The following is an 18,214-nucleotide window of genomic DNA, read 5'->3' on the forward strand; positions in this document are numbered from 1 at the left end:
GGTACGCGAGCCCTTTCGGCTGCCTACCGGTTTTCTGCTGTAGGCCGGTTAGGTATTTAGCAATAACTCCAATTGCTCTTGCGCCTCTAGCCACGCCATTTCACAGTTTTCCAGCTCGCTTTTCGCTGTCGCCTGATTATGCAAGGCGGCGGTGAGATCGCTTTTACGGCTCGGTTCATAAATGGTCGCATCACTGAGTTGTTCTTCCGTTTGCGACAACTGCGTTTGCCATTTTTCCATCTGCTTTTCTAGCTTTTCAATCGCTTTACGCAGTGGTTGGCTTTGTGTGCGCAGTTCGGCTTCCCGCCGCTTCTGATCTTTACGCGCTTGTGCGCTGTTGTTGCTATCCGCTTTCGGCGCCGCGTCTTGCTGCGCTTGCTGTTTTTGCAGCTCGGTTAGCCATTGCTGGTAATCTTCCAGATCACCCTCAAATACATCCACTTTACCGTCGTGTACCAGATACAGATCGTCGGTAGTGGAACGCAGAAGATGGCGATCGTGAGAAACCACCACTAATGCGCCTTCAAAATCGATTAACGCTTCGGTGAGTGCCTGACGCATATCTAAATCAAGATGGTTGGTCGGTTCATCAAGCAACAACAGATTCGGGCGTTCCCAAACCACCAACGCCAACACCAAACGCGCTTTCTCACCGCCGGAAAAGAAGCCGGTATGCTCTTTTACCTTATCGCCCTGGAAACCAAAGCCGCCAAGATAGTCGCGTAACTGTTGTTCCAGAACTTTTGGCGCCAGCCGCGCCAAATGCTGTAACGGGGATTCATCCGCGCGTAAGAATTCGAGTTGATGCTGGGCGAAATAACCGAGCTTGATCCCTTTTGCTAGCCCTATGTCGCCCTGCATCGGTGCTAATTCGCCCGCTAGCAGCTTAATCAGGGTCGATTTACCCGCACCGTTACGGCCAAGTAAGCCAATGCGCGAACCGGGAACCAAATTGAGTTTGATCGAGTTCAGGATAATGCGCTCACCATAACCGGCGCTGACTTTTTCCATTTTTAGCAACGGGTTGGGCAGGCTCTCGGGTGGGCGAAAGCTGAAACTAAAGGGATTATCGACGTGGGCAGGCGCAATCAATTCCATGCGCTCCAGCATTTTGATGCGGCTCTGGGCCTGGCGCGCTTTGGAGGCTTTCGCTTTAAAACGGTCGATAAAGCTTTGTAGGTGCGCCACTTTTTGCTGTTGATGCTCATACAACGATTGCTGTTGCGCCAGCTTAGTGGCGCGCTGGTGTTCAAACGCACTGTAGTTGCCGGTGTATTCGAACAGTGCTTGTTGCTCAATATGCAGGATTTTATCCACCACCGGGTCGAGGAAATCACGATCGTGAGAGATCAGGATTAGCGTGCCGGGATAGCTTTTTAGCCAGCGCTCCAGCCAAATGACCGCATCTAAATCAAGGTGGTTGGTGGGTTCGTCCAGCAATAGCAAATCGGAACGGCAAATCAGGGCTTGCGCCAGGTTAAGACGCATACGCCAGCCGCCGGAAAAATCACTCACCGGGCGCTGTAATTGTTCCTGACTAAAGCCCAAACCGTGAAGTAAGGTTGCGGCGCGAGCCTGTATGCTCCATGCCTGAATCGCATCCAGCTTGCCATGCAGTAAGGCAATCGCGTTGCCATTATTGATTTCGTTGGCATGACGCAATTCAGACTCAAGCTGACGATATTCACGATCGCCATCAATAACATAGTCAATGGCGGGGATCGGTAAGGCAGGCGTTTCTTGATTCACCCAAGCGAGCGACCAGGTGCCAGGGAAAGTCACGCTCCCGGCATCGGCGCCAATCTCGTTTTTGAGTAACGACAGCAGCGTGGATTTTCCACAGCCATTTTTACCAACCAGCCCCACTTTTTGTCCGGGGTTGATAGTGGCAGTGGCATTGTCCAGGAGCACGCGGATGCCGCGACGGATTTGTAACGAGGAGAATACAATCATAAAGCGAACGCGCCGTATCGTCAGATAATATGTTAATTTATTGTCATCATAATCAGAGTTTCGGAATAGCCGAATCTGTTGGTCGAGCATGGTAGCGGAAAATTCGCACTATGACGACGATTTGGAGGGGAATGATGTCGCAGCCGCCTAAAGTTCTGCTGCTGTATGCCCATCCGGAGTCACAGGATTCGATCGCGAATCGGGTCTTGCTGCAACCGGCGCAGCAGTTAGCTCATGTCACCGTGCACGATCTCTATGCACATTACCCGGATTTTTTTATTGATATCCACTACGAACAACAGCTATTACGCGAACATCAAGTGGTGGTGTTTCAGCATCCTCTCTACACCTACAGCTGCCCGGCGCTACTCAAAGAGTGGCTGGACCGGGTTCTCTCGCGCGGTTTTGCCAGCGGCGTGGGCGGTAATGCGCTGGAAGGCAAATATTGGCGCAGCGTGGTGACCACAGGCGAACCAGAAACGGCCTATCATCAGCATGGATTAAACCGTTATCCGTTGTCAGAAATCATGCGCCCGTTTGAGCTAACCGCACAAATGTGTCGTATGCACTGGATGACGCCGATGATCATTTATTGGGCGCGGCGGCAATCGCCGGAAACCTTAAAAAATTATGCGCGCGCGTATGGTGACTGGCTGGCTTCGCCGTTACCGCATGGAGGTATATAGATGGAAGGACAAACCCTGTTAACGGCGGGCGTGCTTTATCTGTTTGCCGCCGTGGTGGCGGTACCGATCGCCGCGCGGTTAGGCATTGGCGCCGTGCTGGGATATTTGCTGGCCGGTATTGCAATCGGCCCCTGGGGATTGGGGTTTATTAGCGACGTTGACGAGATTTTGCATTTTTCCGAGCTCGGCGTGGTGTTCCTGATGTTTATCATCGGTCTTGAACTGAATCCCGCTAAGCTCTGGCAGTTGCGCCGTTCTATTTTTGGCGTTGGGGCCGCGCAGGTCATTCTCAGTGCGGCGGTGTTGGGCGGCTTGCTATATCTCACCCATTTCGCCTGGCAGGCGGCGGTGATCGGCGGGATTGGCTTGGCGATGTCTTCAACCGCCATGGCGCTGCAACTAATGCGAGATAAGGGAATGAATCGCAATGAGTCCGGTCAGCTTGGCTTCTCGGTGTTGCTGTTTCAGGATTTAGCCGTGATCCCGGCGTTGGCGTTAGTGCCTTTGTTGGCCGGGACCGATAGCGGGCATACCGATTGGATGAAGGTCGGTATGAAGGTATTGGCGTTTGTTGGAATGTTAATTGGCGGACGTTTCCTATTACGTCCAATCTTTCGCTTTATTGCCGCCTCCGGCGTGCGTGAAGTGTTTACCGCCGCTGCATTGCTGTTGGTGCTCGGCTCGGCGTTATTTATGGATGCGCTGGGGTTATCAATGGCGCTGGGTACCTTTATTGCCGGGATCTTGTTAGCGGAGAGTGAGTACCGGCATGAATTGGAGATTGCCATCGAGCCATTTAAAGGTTTGTTGCTTGGGCTGTTCTTTATTTCGGTGGGGATGGCGCTCAACCTTGGCGTACTGTATACGCATATCGTGGCGATTGCTCTCGGCGTTTTGATCTTGGTCGCGATAAAAGCACTGGTGCTTTATCTGCTGTCGCGCATCTACGGTTTGCGCAGTTCAGAGCGGCTACAATTCGCCGGCGTATTAAGCCAGGGCGGTGAGTTTGCGTTTGTACTGTTTTCCGCCGCCTCCTCCGCCAAACTGTTTACCGGTGACCAACTGCCGTTGTTATTGGTGACGGTAACGCTGTCGATGATGACGACACCTTTGCTGATGCAGGGCATTGATCGTATTTTAGCGCGCCGTTTCAATGAGGGTGACGATAATGATGAGAAGCCTTTTGTTGAAGATGATAAGCCCCAAGTTATTGTCGTGGGTTTTGGGCGTTTTGGGCAGGTTGTAGCCCGCTTATTAATGGCCAATAAAAAGCGGATTACCGTCCTTGAGCGCGATATTAGCGCGGTCAGTCTGATGCGCAAGTATGGTTATAAAGTATACTATGGCGATGCAACCGAATTGGAGTTGCTGCGCGCGGCTGGCGCGGCCAGCGCCCAATCGTTAGTGATTACGTGTAATGACCCAACAGATTCGATGACGATTGTGCATCTGTGTCAGCAGCACTTTCCTCATTTGCAAATTTTGGCACGCGCGCGTGGTCGCGTTGAGGCACACGAATTATTACAGGCTGGTGTGACGCAATTCTCACGTGAAACCTTTTCCAGCGCGCTGGAGTTAGGGCGCAAGGCGCTGATGACTCTGGGTATGCATCCACATCAAGCGCACCGTGCGCAACAACACTTCCGCCGTCTGGATATGCGTATGCTGCGCGAGTTAATGCCAAGCCATGAAGACAGCGCGCAAATCTCGCGCGTGCGTGAGGCGCGGCGCGAACTGGAGGATATCTTCCAGACCGAAATGCAGCAGGAACGACGCCAGCTTGATGGTTGGGATGATGAGTTTCAATAACGGCAGGGCTTGATGCCATTGCCAGGTGGATAAACACAATGCGTAAACGTTTTATTGCCGGTGCGGTTTGCCCGCACTGTCAGGAAAAAGATACTCTCGCCATGTGGCGCGAAAACAACGTTGATGTGGTTGAGTGTGTGAAGTGTGGGCATCAGATGCGTGAAGCGGATAAACAGGTTCGCGATCGGGTTCGCAATAATGAACAAGTGATTGGGGTTTTTCATCCTGAGTAGCTTCATTGGGCAGCTTTTTTCACACCGGGCCTTACAGCGGCATTGAATTCCGCTACAATCGCCGGATGAACCTTTCTGGTTGGCTTTGTTACAGGTCAAAACCAGGCAGACAGGATCTCAGTTCTCAACGGTTAGGAGATATCATGAAAGTAGCAAAAGACCAGGTGGTCAGTCTGGCTTACCAGGTTCGTACAGAAGACGGTGTATTAGTTGATGAGTCTCCGGTGAGCGCACCGTTGGACTATCTGCACGGTCATGGTTCCCTGATTTCTGGTCTGGAAAAAGCGCTGGAAAATCATTCAGTAGGCGATAAGTTTGATGTGCATATCGCGGCTAATGAAGCGTATGGCCAGTATGATGAAAATTTAGTGCAACGTGTGCCGAAAGACGTCTTTATGGGCGTTGATGAGCTTCAGGTTGGTATGCGTTTCTTGGCGGAAACCGATCAGGGGCCGGTGCCGGTTGAAATCACCGAAGTGGAAGATGAGCACGTGGTGGTTGACGGTAACCATATGCTGGCGGGTCAGAACCTGAACTTTAACGTTGAAGTGGTTGCTATTCGTGAAGCGACGCCAGAAGAACTGGCACATGGTCACGTACACGGTGAGCATGATCATCATCACGATCATGACCACGACCACGACCACGGTCAGGGTGGCTGTGGTAACGGCGGTTGTGGCTGCCACTAAGCCCGCGCAACGTCAGGCTAACAAGAAAAAAGCACCGACCCTTCGGTGCTTTTTTTATCGATAAAATTTTACTCCAGTTTAAACACCAGCGCGGAGATCGGGGCCAAATTCAGGTCAGATTTGTCCTGCTGAATATGCAGCTCGCCTTGCTCCGCTTCGCCCACTACGCGTGAGGCGTGGCTAATTTTTATCGCGGGCAGTGAAACGTTGACCGGTTTATCGCTAGGGTTCAAAGCCACCAGATAGCGCTCATTGCCCGCCGAACGGAGATAAACCATCGGATAAGGTTGGGTAACACTGCTTACCAGACGCCACTCGCCATCAGCGGAAAGCGCCGCAGATGAAGCCCGTAATTTCAGCAGTTGACGGGTGTAATTGAGCAGAGATTTGGGATCTTTCTCTTCGGTAGCCACCGTTGGTCGTTGAGGGTTTTTATCAATCGGCAGATAAAGATTCCAGTAGTCAGTGCTGGAAAAACCGGCGTTTTTACCTTCATCCCATTGCATTGGCGTACGTGAACCGGCGCGGTTTTTAGTGGGTTTTCCTTGGCTGCCCTCTTTATTCCACAGGCCGGTTTGGAAACGCATACCAATTTCGTCACCGTAATAAATAAACGGCGTGCCGGGCATGGTTAAAAAGAAGGTCATTGCCACTTTTAACTGATCGACACTGTTACGATCGCCAGCATTGAGGCGCTGAATATCGTGGTTCCCGGTAGGCAGGCTGATATAGCTTTTCCCCTTTGTGGCTTGGTATTGCTCACGGTATAGATCGTACCAGGTTTTGATCTCACCTTTACCGTCTTTGGCAAAGTAGCTGACGGTGGGCTCAAATTCGCCGCCAACGCGATTAAAGAACAGTGAAGTGAAATTGTATTTTCCGGTATGCATCATAAAGTCGATATTAAAACCGGCGGCGGAAGACTCTTTGGGATTGCTCCATTCGGAGATGAGTACCGCATCAGGATAGTGAGTGTGATACCAAGAGGAGATATCTTGCCAGACGCTAATTGTGGCTTTCTTATCCGGATCGTTTTTAACGATACTGGAAGCCATATCAACGCGGAATCCGTCGACGCCTTTATCCATCCAAAACGCCATAATATTTTCGATCTCACGCCGTACCGCCATCGGACCGGGCGCATTCACCGGCTGTTCCCAGGCATGTTTGGGGTTAGGGTGAGCATAACCATAATTGAGCGCGGGCTGGGAAGCGTAGTAATTCTTAATGTACCAAGGTGCGCGCGGCGCATCGGTTTTCACAAAACTGTCTTCGCCGATCACTCCGCCAACCTGATCCTTCTGCTTGCCTTTTACGTCGTCAGGTACACGGTCAGGCCAGATGTAGTAATCGCTATAGCGGCGATCTTTGCCCTCGGCGGACTCCCTGAACCATGCATTTTGGTCAGACGTATGGCCGGCAACCAAATCAAGACAGACGCGTAGCCCACGTCGATGGGCTTCTTCAATCAGCCGGACTAAATCACTATTGCTGCCATAGCGCGGGTCGACTTGGTAAAAGTCGCTAATGTCGTAACCGCCATCTTTGAATTCAGACTTGAACAGCGGGTTAAACCATAACGTATTGACGCCGAGGGATTTGATGTAATCCAGTCGTTGAATCACACCCTGTATATCGCCGATACCATCACCGTTGGAATCTTGATAAGAGGGAGGGTAAATTTGATAAAAGATGGCGGATTTAACCCAGTGTGGCGCGGGGTTTTCACTGTATCCTAGCGTGGGGAAAAGCAGTAATGGAACTAAGGCAAGCGGTGAGAGTTTGCGCAAAAGAGTGTCTCCTTCCCGAAGGTAACGATGGGTTTTTATTCGTTAAGGAGTGTAAGTAAAAAATACCGTTCAGCGTGTTTTGTTAACCGGTCTGACCGGCTTACGTGAATTGCATCACGTTTTAAGCCGAGTCATCGGGCTTGTGGGTTCTTAAAGCGGCTTGGATCAATAGTGCGGCGGCGGGGTTTCTTCTGACTGAGAAGCGATCATAGAAGGCGCTGCTGCTTTTAGCTTATCGACCAACAGGCGGATTTGTTCACGCATTTTCGCCATTTCCAGCTCATGCTGAACCACGGTTTGATTGAGTTCCTCAAGGGTATGTTCCTGAAAAGCCAGTTTGCTTTCCAGCATCTCAAGCCGCTGTTCAAACATTGATTGTTGCATAGATTTTCCTCTTGTTACCGCGCCATTGGGCTGGGCAGGGTGAATCTTCCGATTCTACGGGGAAATGTGTTGCATTCACCAGGCAAAAGACTCTAATTTGCTCTGCACGGTTGAAAAAGTAGCGCCGCGCCGTTATCTCTGGTGAAACTTACCGACAAAACTGTAGTCGGAAGTAAGCTGAGTTATTCTGGCGAGCATGTTAAGTTGTCTCGCGCACAGTTAGTTATAGTACGGACCCTTGGTCCGCAACGTTTCCGAGGTGAGAGGCTTCGGTTTTGGAGAAATGGATGAAATCACTGTTTAAAGTTACGCTGCTCGCAACCACCATGGCTGTCGCATTAAATGCGCCGCTGGCGATGGCGGCAGATACCGCACCGGCTCAACAGGCTGCGCCTCAAGCACCGAAGAACGCGAATTTCAAAAATGACGATCAACAATCTGCTTACGCGCTTGGCGCGTCGCTGGGTCGTTATATGGAGAATTCTCTGAAAGAACAGGAAAAACTGGGTATTGCGCTGGATAAAGGTCAGTTGATCGCCGGTGTTCAGGACGCGTTTGCAGGCAAAAGCAAACTGTCTGACCAGGAAATCGAGCAGACGCTGCAAGCGTTTGAAACCCGCGTGAAGGGTGCCGCCCAGGCGAAGATGGAAAAAGACGCGCAGGAGAACACCGCAAAAGGTGAAGCCTTTGCGACTAAGTTTGCCAAAGAGTCTGGCGTGAAAAAGACCGACAGCGGTTTGTTGTATAAAGTCGAAAAAGCCGGTACCGGTGAATCGCCAAAAGATAGCGACACCGTGGTGGTTAACTATAAAGGTACGCTGATCGACGGCACCGAGTTTGATAACTCTTACAAACGCGGTGAGCCGCTCTCTTTCCGCCTTGACGGCGTGATCCCGGGCTGGACCGAAGGTCTGAAGCACGTGAAAAAAGGCGGTAAGATCAAGTTGGTTATCCCACCGCAGTTAGCCTACGGTAAAAACGGCGTGCCGGGTATTCCGGCTAACTCTACGCTGGTGTTTGATGTTGAATTACTGGATATCAAACCGGCACCGAAGGCAGATGCAAACGCACAGGCTCCGGCCGCGCCAACCGCAGACGGTTCTAAAGCGCAGTAACTGTCTCATTGTTTAGCCGCCGCGTCCTCCGCGGCGGTTTTATTTGCGCGATGGCGCATTCTTATCCCGACAAAGATCTGGTATAAGCTGCCGACATTTGCCAGACTAACGCTGCGCAAAATTCTGTAGATGAGTCTGCCCTGGCTGTGCTGAGACAGGCTCCAGCCACTTAGGGTGATGTCTTCCATGTCAAATCCATTCAATCCTGGCGATCTGATCGATTCAGATTTACTGGAACAGCGTCCGTTTGAGTCCACCGACCATGAAATCCTCAATTCTTATGAGGCGGTTGTTGATGGCCTTGCAATGTTGATTGGTTCGCACTGTGAAATTGTGTTGCACTCGCTGGAAGACCTGAAGTGCTCCGCAGTTCGTATTGCTAATGGCGAACATACCGGGCGGAAAATTGGTTCACCGATTACCGATCTTGCCTTGCGGATGCTGCATGATATGACCGGCGCCGACAGTAATGTTTCCAAAGCCTACTTCACGCGCGCCAAAAGCGGTGTTTTGATGAAGTCAGTCACCATCGCGATCCGTAACCGCGAAAGGCGCGTGATTGGTTTACTGTGCATCAACATGAATCTGGATGTTCCTTTCTCGCAAATTATGTCGACCTTTATTCCGCCGGAAGTGCCTGACGTCTCCTCTTCAGTGAACTTTGCCTCGTCAGTAGAGGATTTGGTGACGCAAACCCTTGAGTTCACCATCGAAGAAGTGAGTGCCGACCGTAACGTATCGAACAATGCTAAGAACCGGCAAATTGTTCTGAACCTGTATGAAAAAGGCATTTTTGACATTAAAGATGCGATCAATCAGGTTGCCGACCGGCTTAATATCTCTAAGCACACGGTTTACCTCTATATCCGCCAGTTTAAGAGTGGGGATTTTCAGGGGCAGGAACGTTAATGCATTACACGTTGCTGGTCACTGGCCCGGCTTACGGCACGCAGCAGGCCAGCAGTGCCTTGCTGTTTGCGCGCGCGTTGTTGGCGGCAGGGCACACGTTAAGTAGCGTCTTTTTTTATCGTGAGGGTGTGCTTAACGCTAACCAGCTTACCGCGCCTGCCAGCGATGAGTTCGATCTGGTGCGCGCCTGGAAAGCGTTACACGATGAGTCCGGTGTCGCGCTAAATATTTGCGTGGCTGCGGCGCTGCGGCGCGGTGTGACTGATGCGCAGGAAGCCACTAACCTTGCGTTGCCGGCCTCTAATCTGCAACCGGGCTTCCATTTAACCGGTTTGGGCGCGTTGGCTGAAGCGGCACTTAATTGCGATCGATTGGTGCAATTCTAATGAAGTCTATCGCCTTTGTGTTTACGCATGCGCCACATGGTAATAGCGCCGGGCGGGAAGGGCTGGATGCCGCGCTGGCTACCTCAGCGCTTAGCGACCAGCTTGGGATGTTCTTTATTGGCGATGGTGTCTTCCAGTTGATGGCAGGGCAGCGTCCGGCAGAGGTTTTAGCTCGCGATTATATTTCGACGTTTGGCGTTTTGCCGCTTTATGACGTTGAATGCTGTTATCTGTGTGCCGACTCGTTGGCGGAGCGCGGGTTACAGGCGCACGATAGCCGTGTGTTGGAGGTGGCGGTGCTGAGCGCTGCCGCACTACGTGCGCGGCTTGACGAGTACGACATCATCCTCACTTTTTAGGGGCGTTCCGATGCTGCATACTTTAATGCACTCACCCGCTCAATGCGATTTCGCGTTGTTGCTACGTATGTTAAAAGCCGGAGACGATCTGCTATTAATGCAGGATGGGGTGATCGCCGGGGTGCAGGGGAGCTTGGCGCTGGAAAAATTATTGCAGTCGCCAGCCCATCTCTACATTCTGCGTGAGGATGTTGATGCACGCGGGCTTTTTGCTCAAATTTCAAACAGTACGACACTGGTCGACTATACTGATTTTGTCGCGTTGACGGTAAAACAGCCGCAGCAAATGACTTGGTAAACACGGTTCGCCTGGTTATTTCTTGACACCTTTTAAGCTCAGCCCTAAAATTCTGCGTCCTCGTTATACTACGAGGTGATTTATTACGTGTTTACGAAGCAAAAGCAAAAACCAGGAGCTATTTAATGGCAACAGTTAATCAGCTGGTTCGCAAACCGCGCGCGCGCAAAGTTGCTAAGAGCAACGTGCCGGCGCTGGAAGCTTGCCCGCAGAAACGTGGTGTATGTACTCGTGTATATACTACTACCCCGAAAAAACCGAACTCCGCGCTGCGTAAAGTATGCCGTGTTCGCTTAACCAACGGTTTTGAAGTTACCTCCTATATCGGCGGTGAAGGTCATAACCTGCAGGAACACTCCGTGATCCTGATTCGTGGCGGTCGTGTTAAAGACTTGCCAGGTGTGCGTTACCACACCGTTCGTGGCGCGCTGGACTGCTCAGGTGTTAAAGACCGTAAGCAGGCTCGCTCCAAATACGGCGTGAAGAAGCCAAAGGCTTAATGGTTCTCCGTTAAGTAAGGCCAAACGTTTTAACTTAAATGTCAAACTAAACTCGTAGAGTTTTGGACAATCCTGAATTAACAACGGAGTATTTCCATGCCACGTCGTCGCGTTATTGGTCAGCGTAAAATTCTGCCAGATCCGAAGTTCGGATCAGAGCTGCTGGCTAAATTCGTTAATATCTTAATGGTAGATGGTAAAAAATCTACTGCTGAATCAATCGTTTATACTGCGCTGGAGACCCTGGCTCAGCGTTCTGGTAAAAACGAGCTGGAAGCCTTTGAAGTTGCTCTCGAAAACGTGCGCCCGACTGTAGAAGTTAAGTCGCGCCGCGTTGGTGGTTCAACTTATCAGGTACCAGTTGAAGTCCGTCCGGTTCGTCGTAATGCGCTGGCAATGCGTTGGATCGTTGAAGCTGCTCGTAAACGCGGTGATAAATCTATGGCTCTGCGCCTGGCGAACGAACTTTCTGATGCTGCGGAAAACAAAGGTACCGCAGTGAAGAAACGTGAAGATGTTCACCGTATGGCCGAAGCCAACAAGGCGTTCGCTCACTACCGCTGGTAATAGCCACGTAGTTGTTATTAACCCAGCGGGCGCTCAATTAGCCAACCCGCTGGGGTTTACTAACTTTGAACGTCCGAGAATCAGAGGAATCAAATGGCTCGTACAACACCCATTACACGTTACCGTAACATCGGTATCAGTGCTCACATCGACGCCGGTAAAACCACCACGACCGAACGTATTCTGTTCTACACCGGTGTTAACCACAAAATCGGTGAAGTTCATGACGGTGCTGCGACCATGGACTGGATGGCGCAAGAGCAGGAACGTGGTATTACCATCACCTCCGCAGCGACCACTGCGTTCTGGTCTGGTATGGCTAAACAGTTTGAGCCGCACCGCGTTAACATCATCGACACCCCGGGACACGTTGACTTCACTATCGAAGTAGAACGTTCTATGCGTGTTCTGGACGGCGCAGTAATGGTTTACTGTGCGGTTGGCGGTGTTCAGCCGCAGTCTGAAACCGTATGGCGTCAGGCAAACAAATATAAAGTTCCGCGTATCGCGTTCGTTAATAAAATGGACCGTATGGGCGCGAACTTCCTGAAAGTCGTTGGCCAGATCAAAACCCGTTTGGGCGCGAACCCGGTTCCGCTTCAACTGGCGATTGGTGCTGAAGAGAAATTCACCGGCGTTATCGACCTGGTGAAAATGAAAGCAATCAACTGGAATGACGCCGATCAGGGCGTAACCTTCGATTACGAAGATATTCCGGCTGATATGCAGGATCTGGCTGAAGAATGGCGTCAGAACCTGGTTGAGTCCGCAGCAGAAGCTTCTGAAGATCTGATGGACAAATACCTGGGCGGCGAAGAACTGACTGAAGAAGAGATCAAGAAAGCTCTGCGTCAGCGTGTTCTGAACAACGAAATCATCCTGGTTACCTGTGGTTCTGCATTTAAGAACAAAGGTGTGCAGGCGATGCTGGATGCGGTAGTTGAATACCTGCCGGCACCGACCGACGTACCTGCAATTAAAGGTATGCTGGACGACGGTAAAGATACGCCAGCCGAGCGTCATTCCGATGACAAAGAGCCGTTCTCTGCTCTGGCATTTAAAATCGCTACCGACCCGTTTGTGGGTAACCTGACGTTCTTCCGCGTGTATTCTGGCGTGGTTAACTCAGGTGATACCGTACTGAACTCTGTGAAATCCGCACGTGAGCGCTTTGGCCGTATCGTACAGATGCACGCCAACAAACGTGAAGAAATCAAAGAAGTTCGTGCAGGTGACATCGCTGCGGCGATCGGTCTGAAAGACGTGACCACGGGTGATACCCTGTGTGATCCGAACGCGCCGATTATCCTTGAGCGTATGGAATTCCCTGAGCCGGTTATCTCTATCGCCGTTGAGCCGAAAACCAAAGCTGACCAAGAAAAAATGGGTCTGGCTCTGGGCCGTCTGGCTAAAGAAGACCCGTCTTTCCGTGTATGGACTGACGAAGAATCTAACCAGACTATCATCGCCGGTATGGGTGAGCTGCATCTGGAAATCATCGTTGACCGTATGAAACGCGAGTTCAACGTTGAAGCGAACGTCGGTAAGCCGCAGGTTGCTTATCGTGAAACCATTCGCGATACCGTGAAAGATATCGAAGGCAAGCACGCTAAACAGTCTGGTGGTCGTGGTCAGTACGGTCACGTTGTGATCGATCTGTCTCCGCTGGAACCAGGTGGCCCGGGCTACACCTTTACCAACGACATCAAAGGTGGTGTGATTCCTGGCGAATACATCCCTGCGGTTGATAAAGGTATCCAGGAGCAACTGAAGTCTGGTCCTCTGGCCGGTTATCCGGTAGTGGACATTGCGGTGCGCCTGCACTTCGGTTCTTATCATGACGTCGACTCCTCTGAATTGGCGTTTAAACTGGCAGCCTCTTTGGCGTTTAAAGATGGCTTTAAGAAAGCAAAACCTGTTCTGCTTGAGCCAGTGATGAAAGTGGAAGTCGAAACGCCGGAAGACTACATGGGTGACGTTATCGGTGACCTGAACCGTCGTCGCGGTATCATCGAAGGTATGGATGACACCGCTACCGGTAAGACCGTTCGTGCTCAGGTACCGTTATCTGAAATGTTTGGTTATGCTACTGACCTGCGTTCTCAGACCCAAGGCCGTGCTTCTTACTCCATGGAGTTCTTGAAGTACGCTGAAGCGCCGAACAACGTCGCTCAGGCTGTTATTGAAGCTCGTGGCAAATAAGCTACAGTTTTAAAATATTGATCACATGCTCTCACCACAGGGTGAGAGCATAAAAGTAAGGAATATCGTCGTGGCTAAAGAGAAATTTGAACGTTCCAAACCCCACGTCAACGTTGGTACTATCGGCCACGTTGACCACGGTAAAACTACCCTGACCGCAGCTATCACCACCGTTCTGGCGAAAACCTACGGCGGTTCTGCGCGCGCATTCGATCAGATCGATAACGCGCCGGAAGAAAAAGCACGTGGTATCACCATCAACACCTCTCACGTAGAGTACGACACCCCGACTCGTCACTATGCACACGTTGACTGCCCGGGCCACGCCGACTACGTGAAAAACATGATCACCGGTGCTGCGCAGATGGACGGCGCGATCCTGGTTGTTGCTGCGACTGACGGCCCGATGCCGCAGACCCGTGAGCACATCCTGCTGGGTCGTCAGGTTGGCGTTCCTTACATCATCGTGTTCCTGAACAAATGTGACATGGTTGATGACGAAGAGCTGCTGGAACTGGTTGAGATGGAAGTTCGCGATCTGCTGACCCAGTACGATTTCCCGGGCGACGACACGCCGATCGTTCACGGTTCTGCACTGAAAGCGCTGGAAGGCGACGCCGAGTGGGAAGCGAAAATCATCGAGCTGGCCGGTTACCTGGATAACTACATCCCGGAACCAGAGCGTGCAATTGACAAGCCGTTCCTGCTGCCAATCGAAGACGTATTCTCCATCTCCGGTCGTGGTACCGTTGTTACCGGTCGTGTAGAGCGCGGTATCATCAAAGTGGGTGAAGAAGTTGAAATCGTGGGCATCAAAGACACCGCGAAATCAACCTGTACCGGCGTTGAAATGTTCCGCAAACTGCTGGACGAAGGCCGCGCGGGTGAGAACGTTGGTGTTCTGCTGCGTGGTATCAAACGTGAAGAAATCGAACGTGGTCAGGTACTGGCGAAGCCGGGTTCAATCAAGCCGCACACCAAGTTCGAATCAGAAGTTTATATTCTGTCTAAAGACGAAGGCGGCCGTCATACTCCGTTCTTCAAAGGCTACCGTCCGCAGTTCTACTTCCGTACTACTGACGTGACGGGCACCATCGAACTGCCGGAAGGCGTAGAGATGGTAATGCCGGGCGACAACATCAAAATGGTTGTTACCCTGATTCACCCGATCGCAATGGACGACGGTCTGCGTTTCGCAATCCGCGAAGGCGGCCGTACCGTTGGTGCGGGTGTTGTTGCTAAAGTTATGGCTTAATGCTGTAGCAGGTAGCGCCGGGCTTTGTCTGGCACTACGGCACACATAAAAAGAGCGCTTCGGCGCTCTTTTTTTATGCCAGCAAAAAATGTCATGGGCGGCTTGAGAACCAGTTAGTTATTGTAATGGCAACCATTCTCATTTACACTGTGATCATATTTTGTACTGGAGTGCGCAAATGTACGTTTGTCTGTGTAATGCCATTAGTGATAAAACGATCCGCGATGCCGTTCGTCGCTACCAGCCTCAATCTATTCAACACCTGCGTCAGCTTGTTCCGGTAGGAAAACAGTGTGGCAAGTGCATCCGCGCGACGCGTGAAATCCTGGATGAAGAGTTGCAGAACGTCCCGCAATATAAAGAGATTGCCTGAGATACCCCTCATTTTTGTCCTGATTTTTTGACTTCTTTTCAGGCGCATCTACGCTTCTAATTAACTGGAAGCGGAGGAAGCAAAATGAAGGGCGATACAAAAATCATAAATCATCTCAACAAATTACTTGGGAATGAACTGGTTGCGATCAATCAGTACTTTCTTCATGCGCGCATGTTCAAAAATTGGGGACTGATGCGCCTGAATGACGTTGAGTACCATGAATCCATCGATGAAATGAAACACGCGGACAAATACATCGAACGCATTTTATTTCTTGAAGGTATTCCCAATCTGCAGGATCTCGGCCGCTTACGCATCGGTGAAGATGTGGAAGAGATGTTGAAATCCGATCTGGTGTTGGAGCTTGAAGGGGCTAAAGATCTGCGCGAAGCGATCGCTTACGCCGATAAAGTTCACGATTATGTTAGCCGCGATATGATGATCGAAATTCTGGCGGATGAAGAACATCACATCGACTTTCTGGAAACTGAACTGGATCTGATTCAGAAAATTGGCATCCAAAATTATCTCCAGGCCCAAATCAAAGAAGAATAGTCATCACGTTGTAGCCTTTATGTTGAGCGATAAATACCAGCCATCCCGCAATTGCCAGGCTTGGGCCAAACGGTTGTGGGATGGTTTTTTGTTGCCCGACGCCGCGCTGAGAACGGTATAGCCAGCAAAGGATGCCGATGAGCGCCGCCAGTAAAGCCATCACCGGCAATGTTTGCCAGCCGCACCAGGCACCCAACGCGGCAAACAATTTCATATCCCCGCCGCCAATTCCTTCCTCGCCGCGATAAAGTAAAAACAGCCAACCCGGAAGCCAAAAGTAGAGATAACCGGCCACGGCACCGAGTATTGCATCATGTAGCGGAAAAGTGGGGAAGAAGGTATGGAATAACAAACCCGCCCACAGCAACGATAGGGTCAGTACATCAGGCAACAGGCAGTGACGCCGGTCGATTTCGCTGAGTAGAACCAGAAGCAGGCTGAACAGCGTGAGTGCAAGCAGTGGGGCGGGGCGGGGCTCGAGCGCGGCGAGCAAGACGAACAGCAGGGCAGTAAACAGTTCGCATGCAGGTAGAAAGCGAGGAATTGGCGCGCGACAAATGCGGCATTTGCCCCCCGAGCTGCACCAGCTTATCAAAGGGAGCAAATCACGCCAGGCCAGTATCCGATGGCAATGGAAGCAATATGAACGTGGCTTAACCAATACGGAAAACCATTGTTGCGCTGTTTGTTGCGGCTGAAAACGGTCAATAACCAGACCAGTAAAACTCCCCGCCATGGTACCGCTGAGTGCCGCAAGCAACGTGAATCGATCCATCTTTGCTCCTCCTCCCTTGAGTGATAGGCATAGCTTTGCACAGCGCCAATAAGCTTGTCATTACCTGAGGCCCTTCGATGCTTAGCGCTGCGAGAAAGCGCGCAGCAGATGAGGTAACGACAGGCAGGCGTACCGTTTTTTTCTGTACCGCACCCATTTCCAGCCGGTAGAAACGGCAAAGCGGGTTGCTTCCTGAGCAGATTTGCGTATAATGCGCGGGCCTGCAGATATTGTCAGGCGTGATTCAAGCAGAATCACAGGTCAGCCAGTGTACTGGGTTGCCTAACAATACTCCCAATTGGGGAGTTATATGCTGAACGATTACACTCCCCCATCAATCGTAATGGGTGCGAGGAGTAATTTTTTTCGTTTATAAATAATTGGAGCTCTGGTCTCATGCAGAACCAAAGAATCCGTATCCGTCTTAAAGCGTTTGATCATCGTCTGATCGATCAATCAACCGCGGAAATCGTTGAGACTGCCAAGCGCACTGGTGCGCAGGTTCGTGGTCCAATCCCGCTGCCAACTCGCAAAGAGCGTTTTACCGTTCTGATTTCCCCGCACGTTAATAAAGACGCGCGCGATCAGTACGAAATCCGCACTCATAAGCGTCTGGTTGACATCGTTGAGCCAACTGAAAAAACCGTTGATGCTCTGATGCGTCTGGATCTGGCTGCCGGTGTAGACGTGCAGATCAGCCTGGGTTAATCAGGTCATCGAGCGATTGAGAGGTTGAAACAATGATTGGTTTAGTCGGTAAAAAAGTGGGCATGACCCGCATCTTCACTGAAGATGGCGTTTCTATCCCCGTAACCGTAATCGAAGTTGAAGCAAACCGCGTTACCCAGATTAAAGCGCTGGAAAACGATGGTTACCGTGCTATTCAGGTCACTACCGGTGCTAAAAAAGCAAACCGTGTAACCAAGCCTGAAGCAGGTCATTTTGCTAAAGCTGGCGTTGAAGCTGGCCGTGGTCTGTGGGAATTCCGCACCGCTGAAGGTGATGAATATTCTGTTGGCCAGAGCATCAGTGTTGAAATTTTCGCTGACGTGAAAAAAGTTGACGTGACTGGTACGTCCAAAGGTAAAGGTTTTGCCGGTACTGTTAAGCGCTGGAATTTCCGTACTCAGGATGCTACTCACGGTAACTCCTTGTCTCACCGCGTTCCGGGTTCTATCGGTCAGAACCAGACTCCGGGCAAAGTGTTCAAAGGCAAGAAAATGGCAGGTCAGCTAGGTAATGAGCGCGTAACCGTTCAGAGCCTGGACGTAGTACGTGTTGACGCTGAGCGCAACCTGCTGCTGGTTAAAGGTGCGGTCCCGGGTGCAACCGGTAGCGACCTGATCGTTAAACCAGCTGTTAAGGCGTGAGGA

At 51.2% G+C, this 18,214-nt stretch carries 22 protein-coding genes; 17 read left to right on the top strand and 5 right to left on the bottom strand.

All coding sequences use genetic code 11. From position 1 onward, the window contains the following. Positions 1-48: 48 nt before the first annotated feature. Entirely contained in the window at positions 49-1,953 is a 1,905-nt protein-coding gene (locus tag PMPD1_RS01805) for an ABC transporter ATP-binding protein (RefSeq protein ID WP_173632455.1), read from the bottom strand. 134 nt (positions 1,954-2,087) lie between these two features. Between PMPD1_RS01805 and kefG the strand changes: the two genes are divergently transcribed. The 4 genes from kefG to slyD all read left to right on the top strand — a co-directional run bounded on the left by kefG (position 2,088) and on the right by slyD (position 5,370). After that, entirely contained in the window at positions 2,088-2,639 is a 552-nt protein-coding gene (gene kefG, locus PMPD1_RS01810) for a glutathione-regulated potassium-efflux system ancillary protein KefG (protein WP_173636082.1), read from the top strand. Next, positions 2,640-4,448, top strand: coding sequence for a glutathione-regulated potassium-efflux system protein KefB (gene kefB / locus PMPD1_RS01815; protein ID WP_173632456.1), 1,809 nt, complete (start codon positions 2,640-2,642; stop codon positions 4,446-4,448). 38 nt (positions 4,449-4,486) lie between these two features. After that, positions 4,487-4,681, top strand: coding sequence for a YheV family putative zinc ribbon protein (locus PMPD1_RS01820; RefSeq protein WP_173632457.1), 195 nt, complete (start codon positions 4,487-4,489; stop codon positions 4,679-4,681). A gap of 143 nt (positions 4,682-4,824) precedes the next feature. Continuing rightward, the gene (slyD, locus tag PMPD1_RS01825; protein WP_173632458.1) at positions 4,825-5,370 is read left to right on the top strand and encodes a peptidylprolyl isomerase; all 546 of its coding nucleotides are present in this window, start codon (positions 4,825-4,827) and stop codon (positions 5,368-5,370) included. A gap of 68 nt (positions 5,371-5,438) precedes the next feature. Here the strand turns inward: slyD and PMPD1_RS01830 are convergent, their stop codons facing one another. Both PMPD1_RS01830 and PMPD1_RS01835 read right to left on the bottom strand, forming a co-directional pair. Beyond that, positions 5,439-7,160: an alpha-amylase family glycosyl hydrolase gene (locus PMPD1_RS01830; protein WP_173632459.1), complete on the bottom strand. Its 1,722-nt coding sequence runs from the start codon at positions 7,158-7,160 to the stop codon at positions 5,439-5,441. Between the two features lie 165 nt (positions 7,161-7,325). Further along, positions 7,326-7,544: a protein SlyX gene (locus PMPD1_RS01835; protein WP_173632460.1), complete on the bottom strand. Its 219-nt coding sequence runs from the start codon at positions 7,542-7,544 to the stop codon at positions 7,326-7,328. 287 nt (positions 7,545-7,831) lie between these two features. Here PMPD1_RS01835 and fkpA point away from each other — a divergent pair, with 287 nt between their 5' ends. Next, a complete protein-coding gene (gene fkpA, locus PMPD1_RS01840; protein WP_173632461.1) occupies positions 7,832-8,659 on the top strand; it encodes an FKBP-type peptidyl-prolyl cis-trans isomerase in 828 nt (275 codons plus the stop codon). Between the two features lie 5 nt (positions 8,660-8,664). On the opposite strand, the gene PMPD1_RS01845 is transcribed toward fkpA, so the two are convergent. Then, entirely contained in the window at positions 8,665-8,847 is a 183-nt protein-coding gene (locus tag PMPD1_RS01845; protein WP_173632462.1) for a hypothetical protein, read from the bottom strand. On the opposite strand from PMPD1_RS01845, the gene PMPD1_RS01850 reads away from it, so the two are divergent. The 10 genes from PMPD1_RS01850 to bfr all read left to right on the top strand — a co-directional run bounded on the left by PMPD1_RS01850 (position 8,846) and on the right by bfr (position 16,066). Beyond that, a complete protein-coding gene (locus tag PMPD1_RS01850) occupies positions 8,846-9,568 on the top strand; it encodes a helix-turn-helix transcriptional regulator (RefSeq protein ID WP_173632463.1) in 723 nt (240 codons plus the stop codon). The genes PMPD1_RS01845 and PMPD1_RS01850 overlap by 2 nt on opposite strands. Beyond that, on the top strand, positions 9,568-9,954 hold the full coding sequence (gene tusD, locus PMPD1_RS01855; RefSeq protein ID WP_173632464.1) for a sulfurtransferase complex subunit TusD: 387 nt from the start codon (positions 9,568-9,570) through the stop codon (positions 9,952-9,954). Before PMPD1_RS01850 ends, tusD begins: the two co-directional genes overlap by 1 nt. Next, complete coding sequence (gene tusC, locus PMPD1_RS01860) at positions 9,954-10,313, top strand: sulfurtransferase complex subunit TusC (protein ID WP_173632465.1); 360 nt, start codon at positions 9,954-9,956, stop codon at positions 10,311-10,313. Before tusD ends, tusC begins: the two co-directional genes overlap by 1 nt. A gap of 10 nt (positions 10,314-10,323) precedes the next feature. Continuing rightward, on the top strand, positions 10,324-10,611 hold the full coding sequence (gene tusB / locus PMPD1_RS01865) for a sulfurtransferase complex subunit TusB (RefSeq protein WP_173632466.1): 288 nt from the start codon (positions 10,324-10,326) through the stop codon (positions 10,609-10,611). Positions 10,612-10,736: 125 nt separating this feature from the next. Beyond that, entirely contained in the window at positions 10,737-11,111 is a 375-nt protein-coding gene (rpsL, locus tag PMPD1_RS01870; RefSeq protein ID WP_075182598.1) for a 30S ribosomal protein S12, read from the top strand. Between the two features lie 96 nt (positions 11,112-11,207). Next, on the top strand, positions 11,208-11,678 hold the full coding sequence (rpsG, locus tag PMPD1_RS01875; protein WP_013510774.1) for a 30S ribosomal protein S7: 471 nt from the start codon (positions 11,208-11,210) through the stop codon (positions 11,676-11,678). A gap of 93 nt (positions 11,679-11,771) precedes the next feature. Beyond that, positions 11,772-13,880: an elongation factor G gene (gene fusA, locus PMPD1_RS01880; RefSeq protein ID WP_173632467.1), complete on the top strand. Its 2,109-nt coding sequence runs from the start codon at positions 11,772-11,774 to the stop codon at positions 13,878-13,880. 70 nt (positions 13,881-13,950) lie between these two features. Continuing rightward, a complete protein-coding gene (tuf, locus tag PMPD1_RS01885; RefSeq protein WP_173632468.1) occupies positions 13,951-15,135 on the top strand; it encodes an elongation factor Tu in 1,185 nt (394 codons plus the stop codon). 178 nt (positions 15,136-15,313) lie between these two features. Beyond that, entirely contained in the window at positions 15,314-15,508 is a 195-nt protein-coding gene (gene bfd, locus PMPD1_RS01890) for a bacterioferritin-associated ferredoxin (RefSeq protein ID WP_173632469.1), read from the top strand. An 84-nt stretch (positions 15,509-15,592) separates the two neighbouring features. Next, complete coding sequence (gene bfr / locus PMPD1_RS01895; protein WP_173632470.1) at positions 15,593-16,066, top strand: bacterioferritin; 474 nt, start codon at positions 15,593-15,595, stop codon at positions 16,064-16,066. Here bfr and PMPD1_RS01900 read toward each other — a convergent pair. Continuing rightward, positions 16,053-16,841, bottom strand: a complete 789-nt coding sequence (locus PMPD1_RS01900; RefSeq protein ID WP_173632471.1) for a prepilin peptidase — start codon at positions 16,839-16,841, stop codon at positions 16,053-16,055. The genes bfr and PMPD1_RS01900 overlap by 14 nt on opposite strands. A 396-nt stretch (positions 16,842-17,237) precedes the next feature. Between PMPD1_RS01900 and rpsJ the strand changes: the two genes are divergently transcribed. Both rpsJ and rplC read left to right on the top strand, forming a co-directional pair. Continuing rightward, positions 17,238-17,549: a 30S ribosomal protein S10 gene (gene rpsJ, locus PMPD1_RS01905; RefSeq protein WP_001181005.1), complete on the top strand. Its 312-nt coding sequence runs from the start codon at positions 17,238-17,240 to the stop codon at positions 17,547-17,549. Positions 17,550-17,581: 32 nt separating this feature from the next. Further along, entirely contained in the window at positions 17,582-18,211 is a 630-nt protein-coding gene (gene rplC, locus PMPD1_RS01910) for a 50S ribosomal protein L3 (RefSeq protein WP_173632472.1), read from the top strand. The last annotated feature ends 3 nt before the right edge of the window (positions 18,212-18,214 follow it).

Origin of the sequence: Paramixta manurensis (genome assembly GCF_013285385.1) — a bacterium.
In the GTDB taxonomy this organism is placed as follows: Bacteria; Pseudomonadota; Gammaproteobacteria; order Enterobacterales; family Enterobacteriaceae; genus Paramixta; species Paramixta manurensis.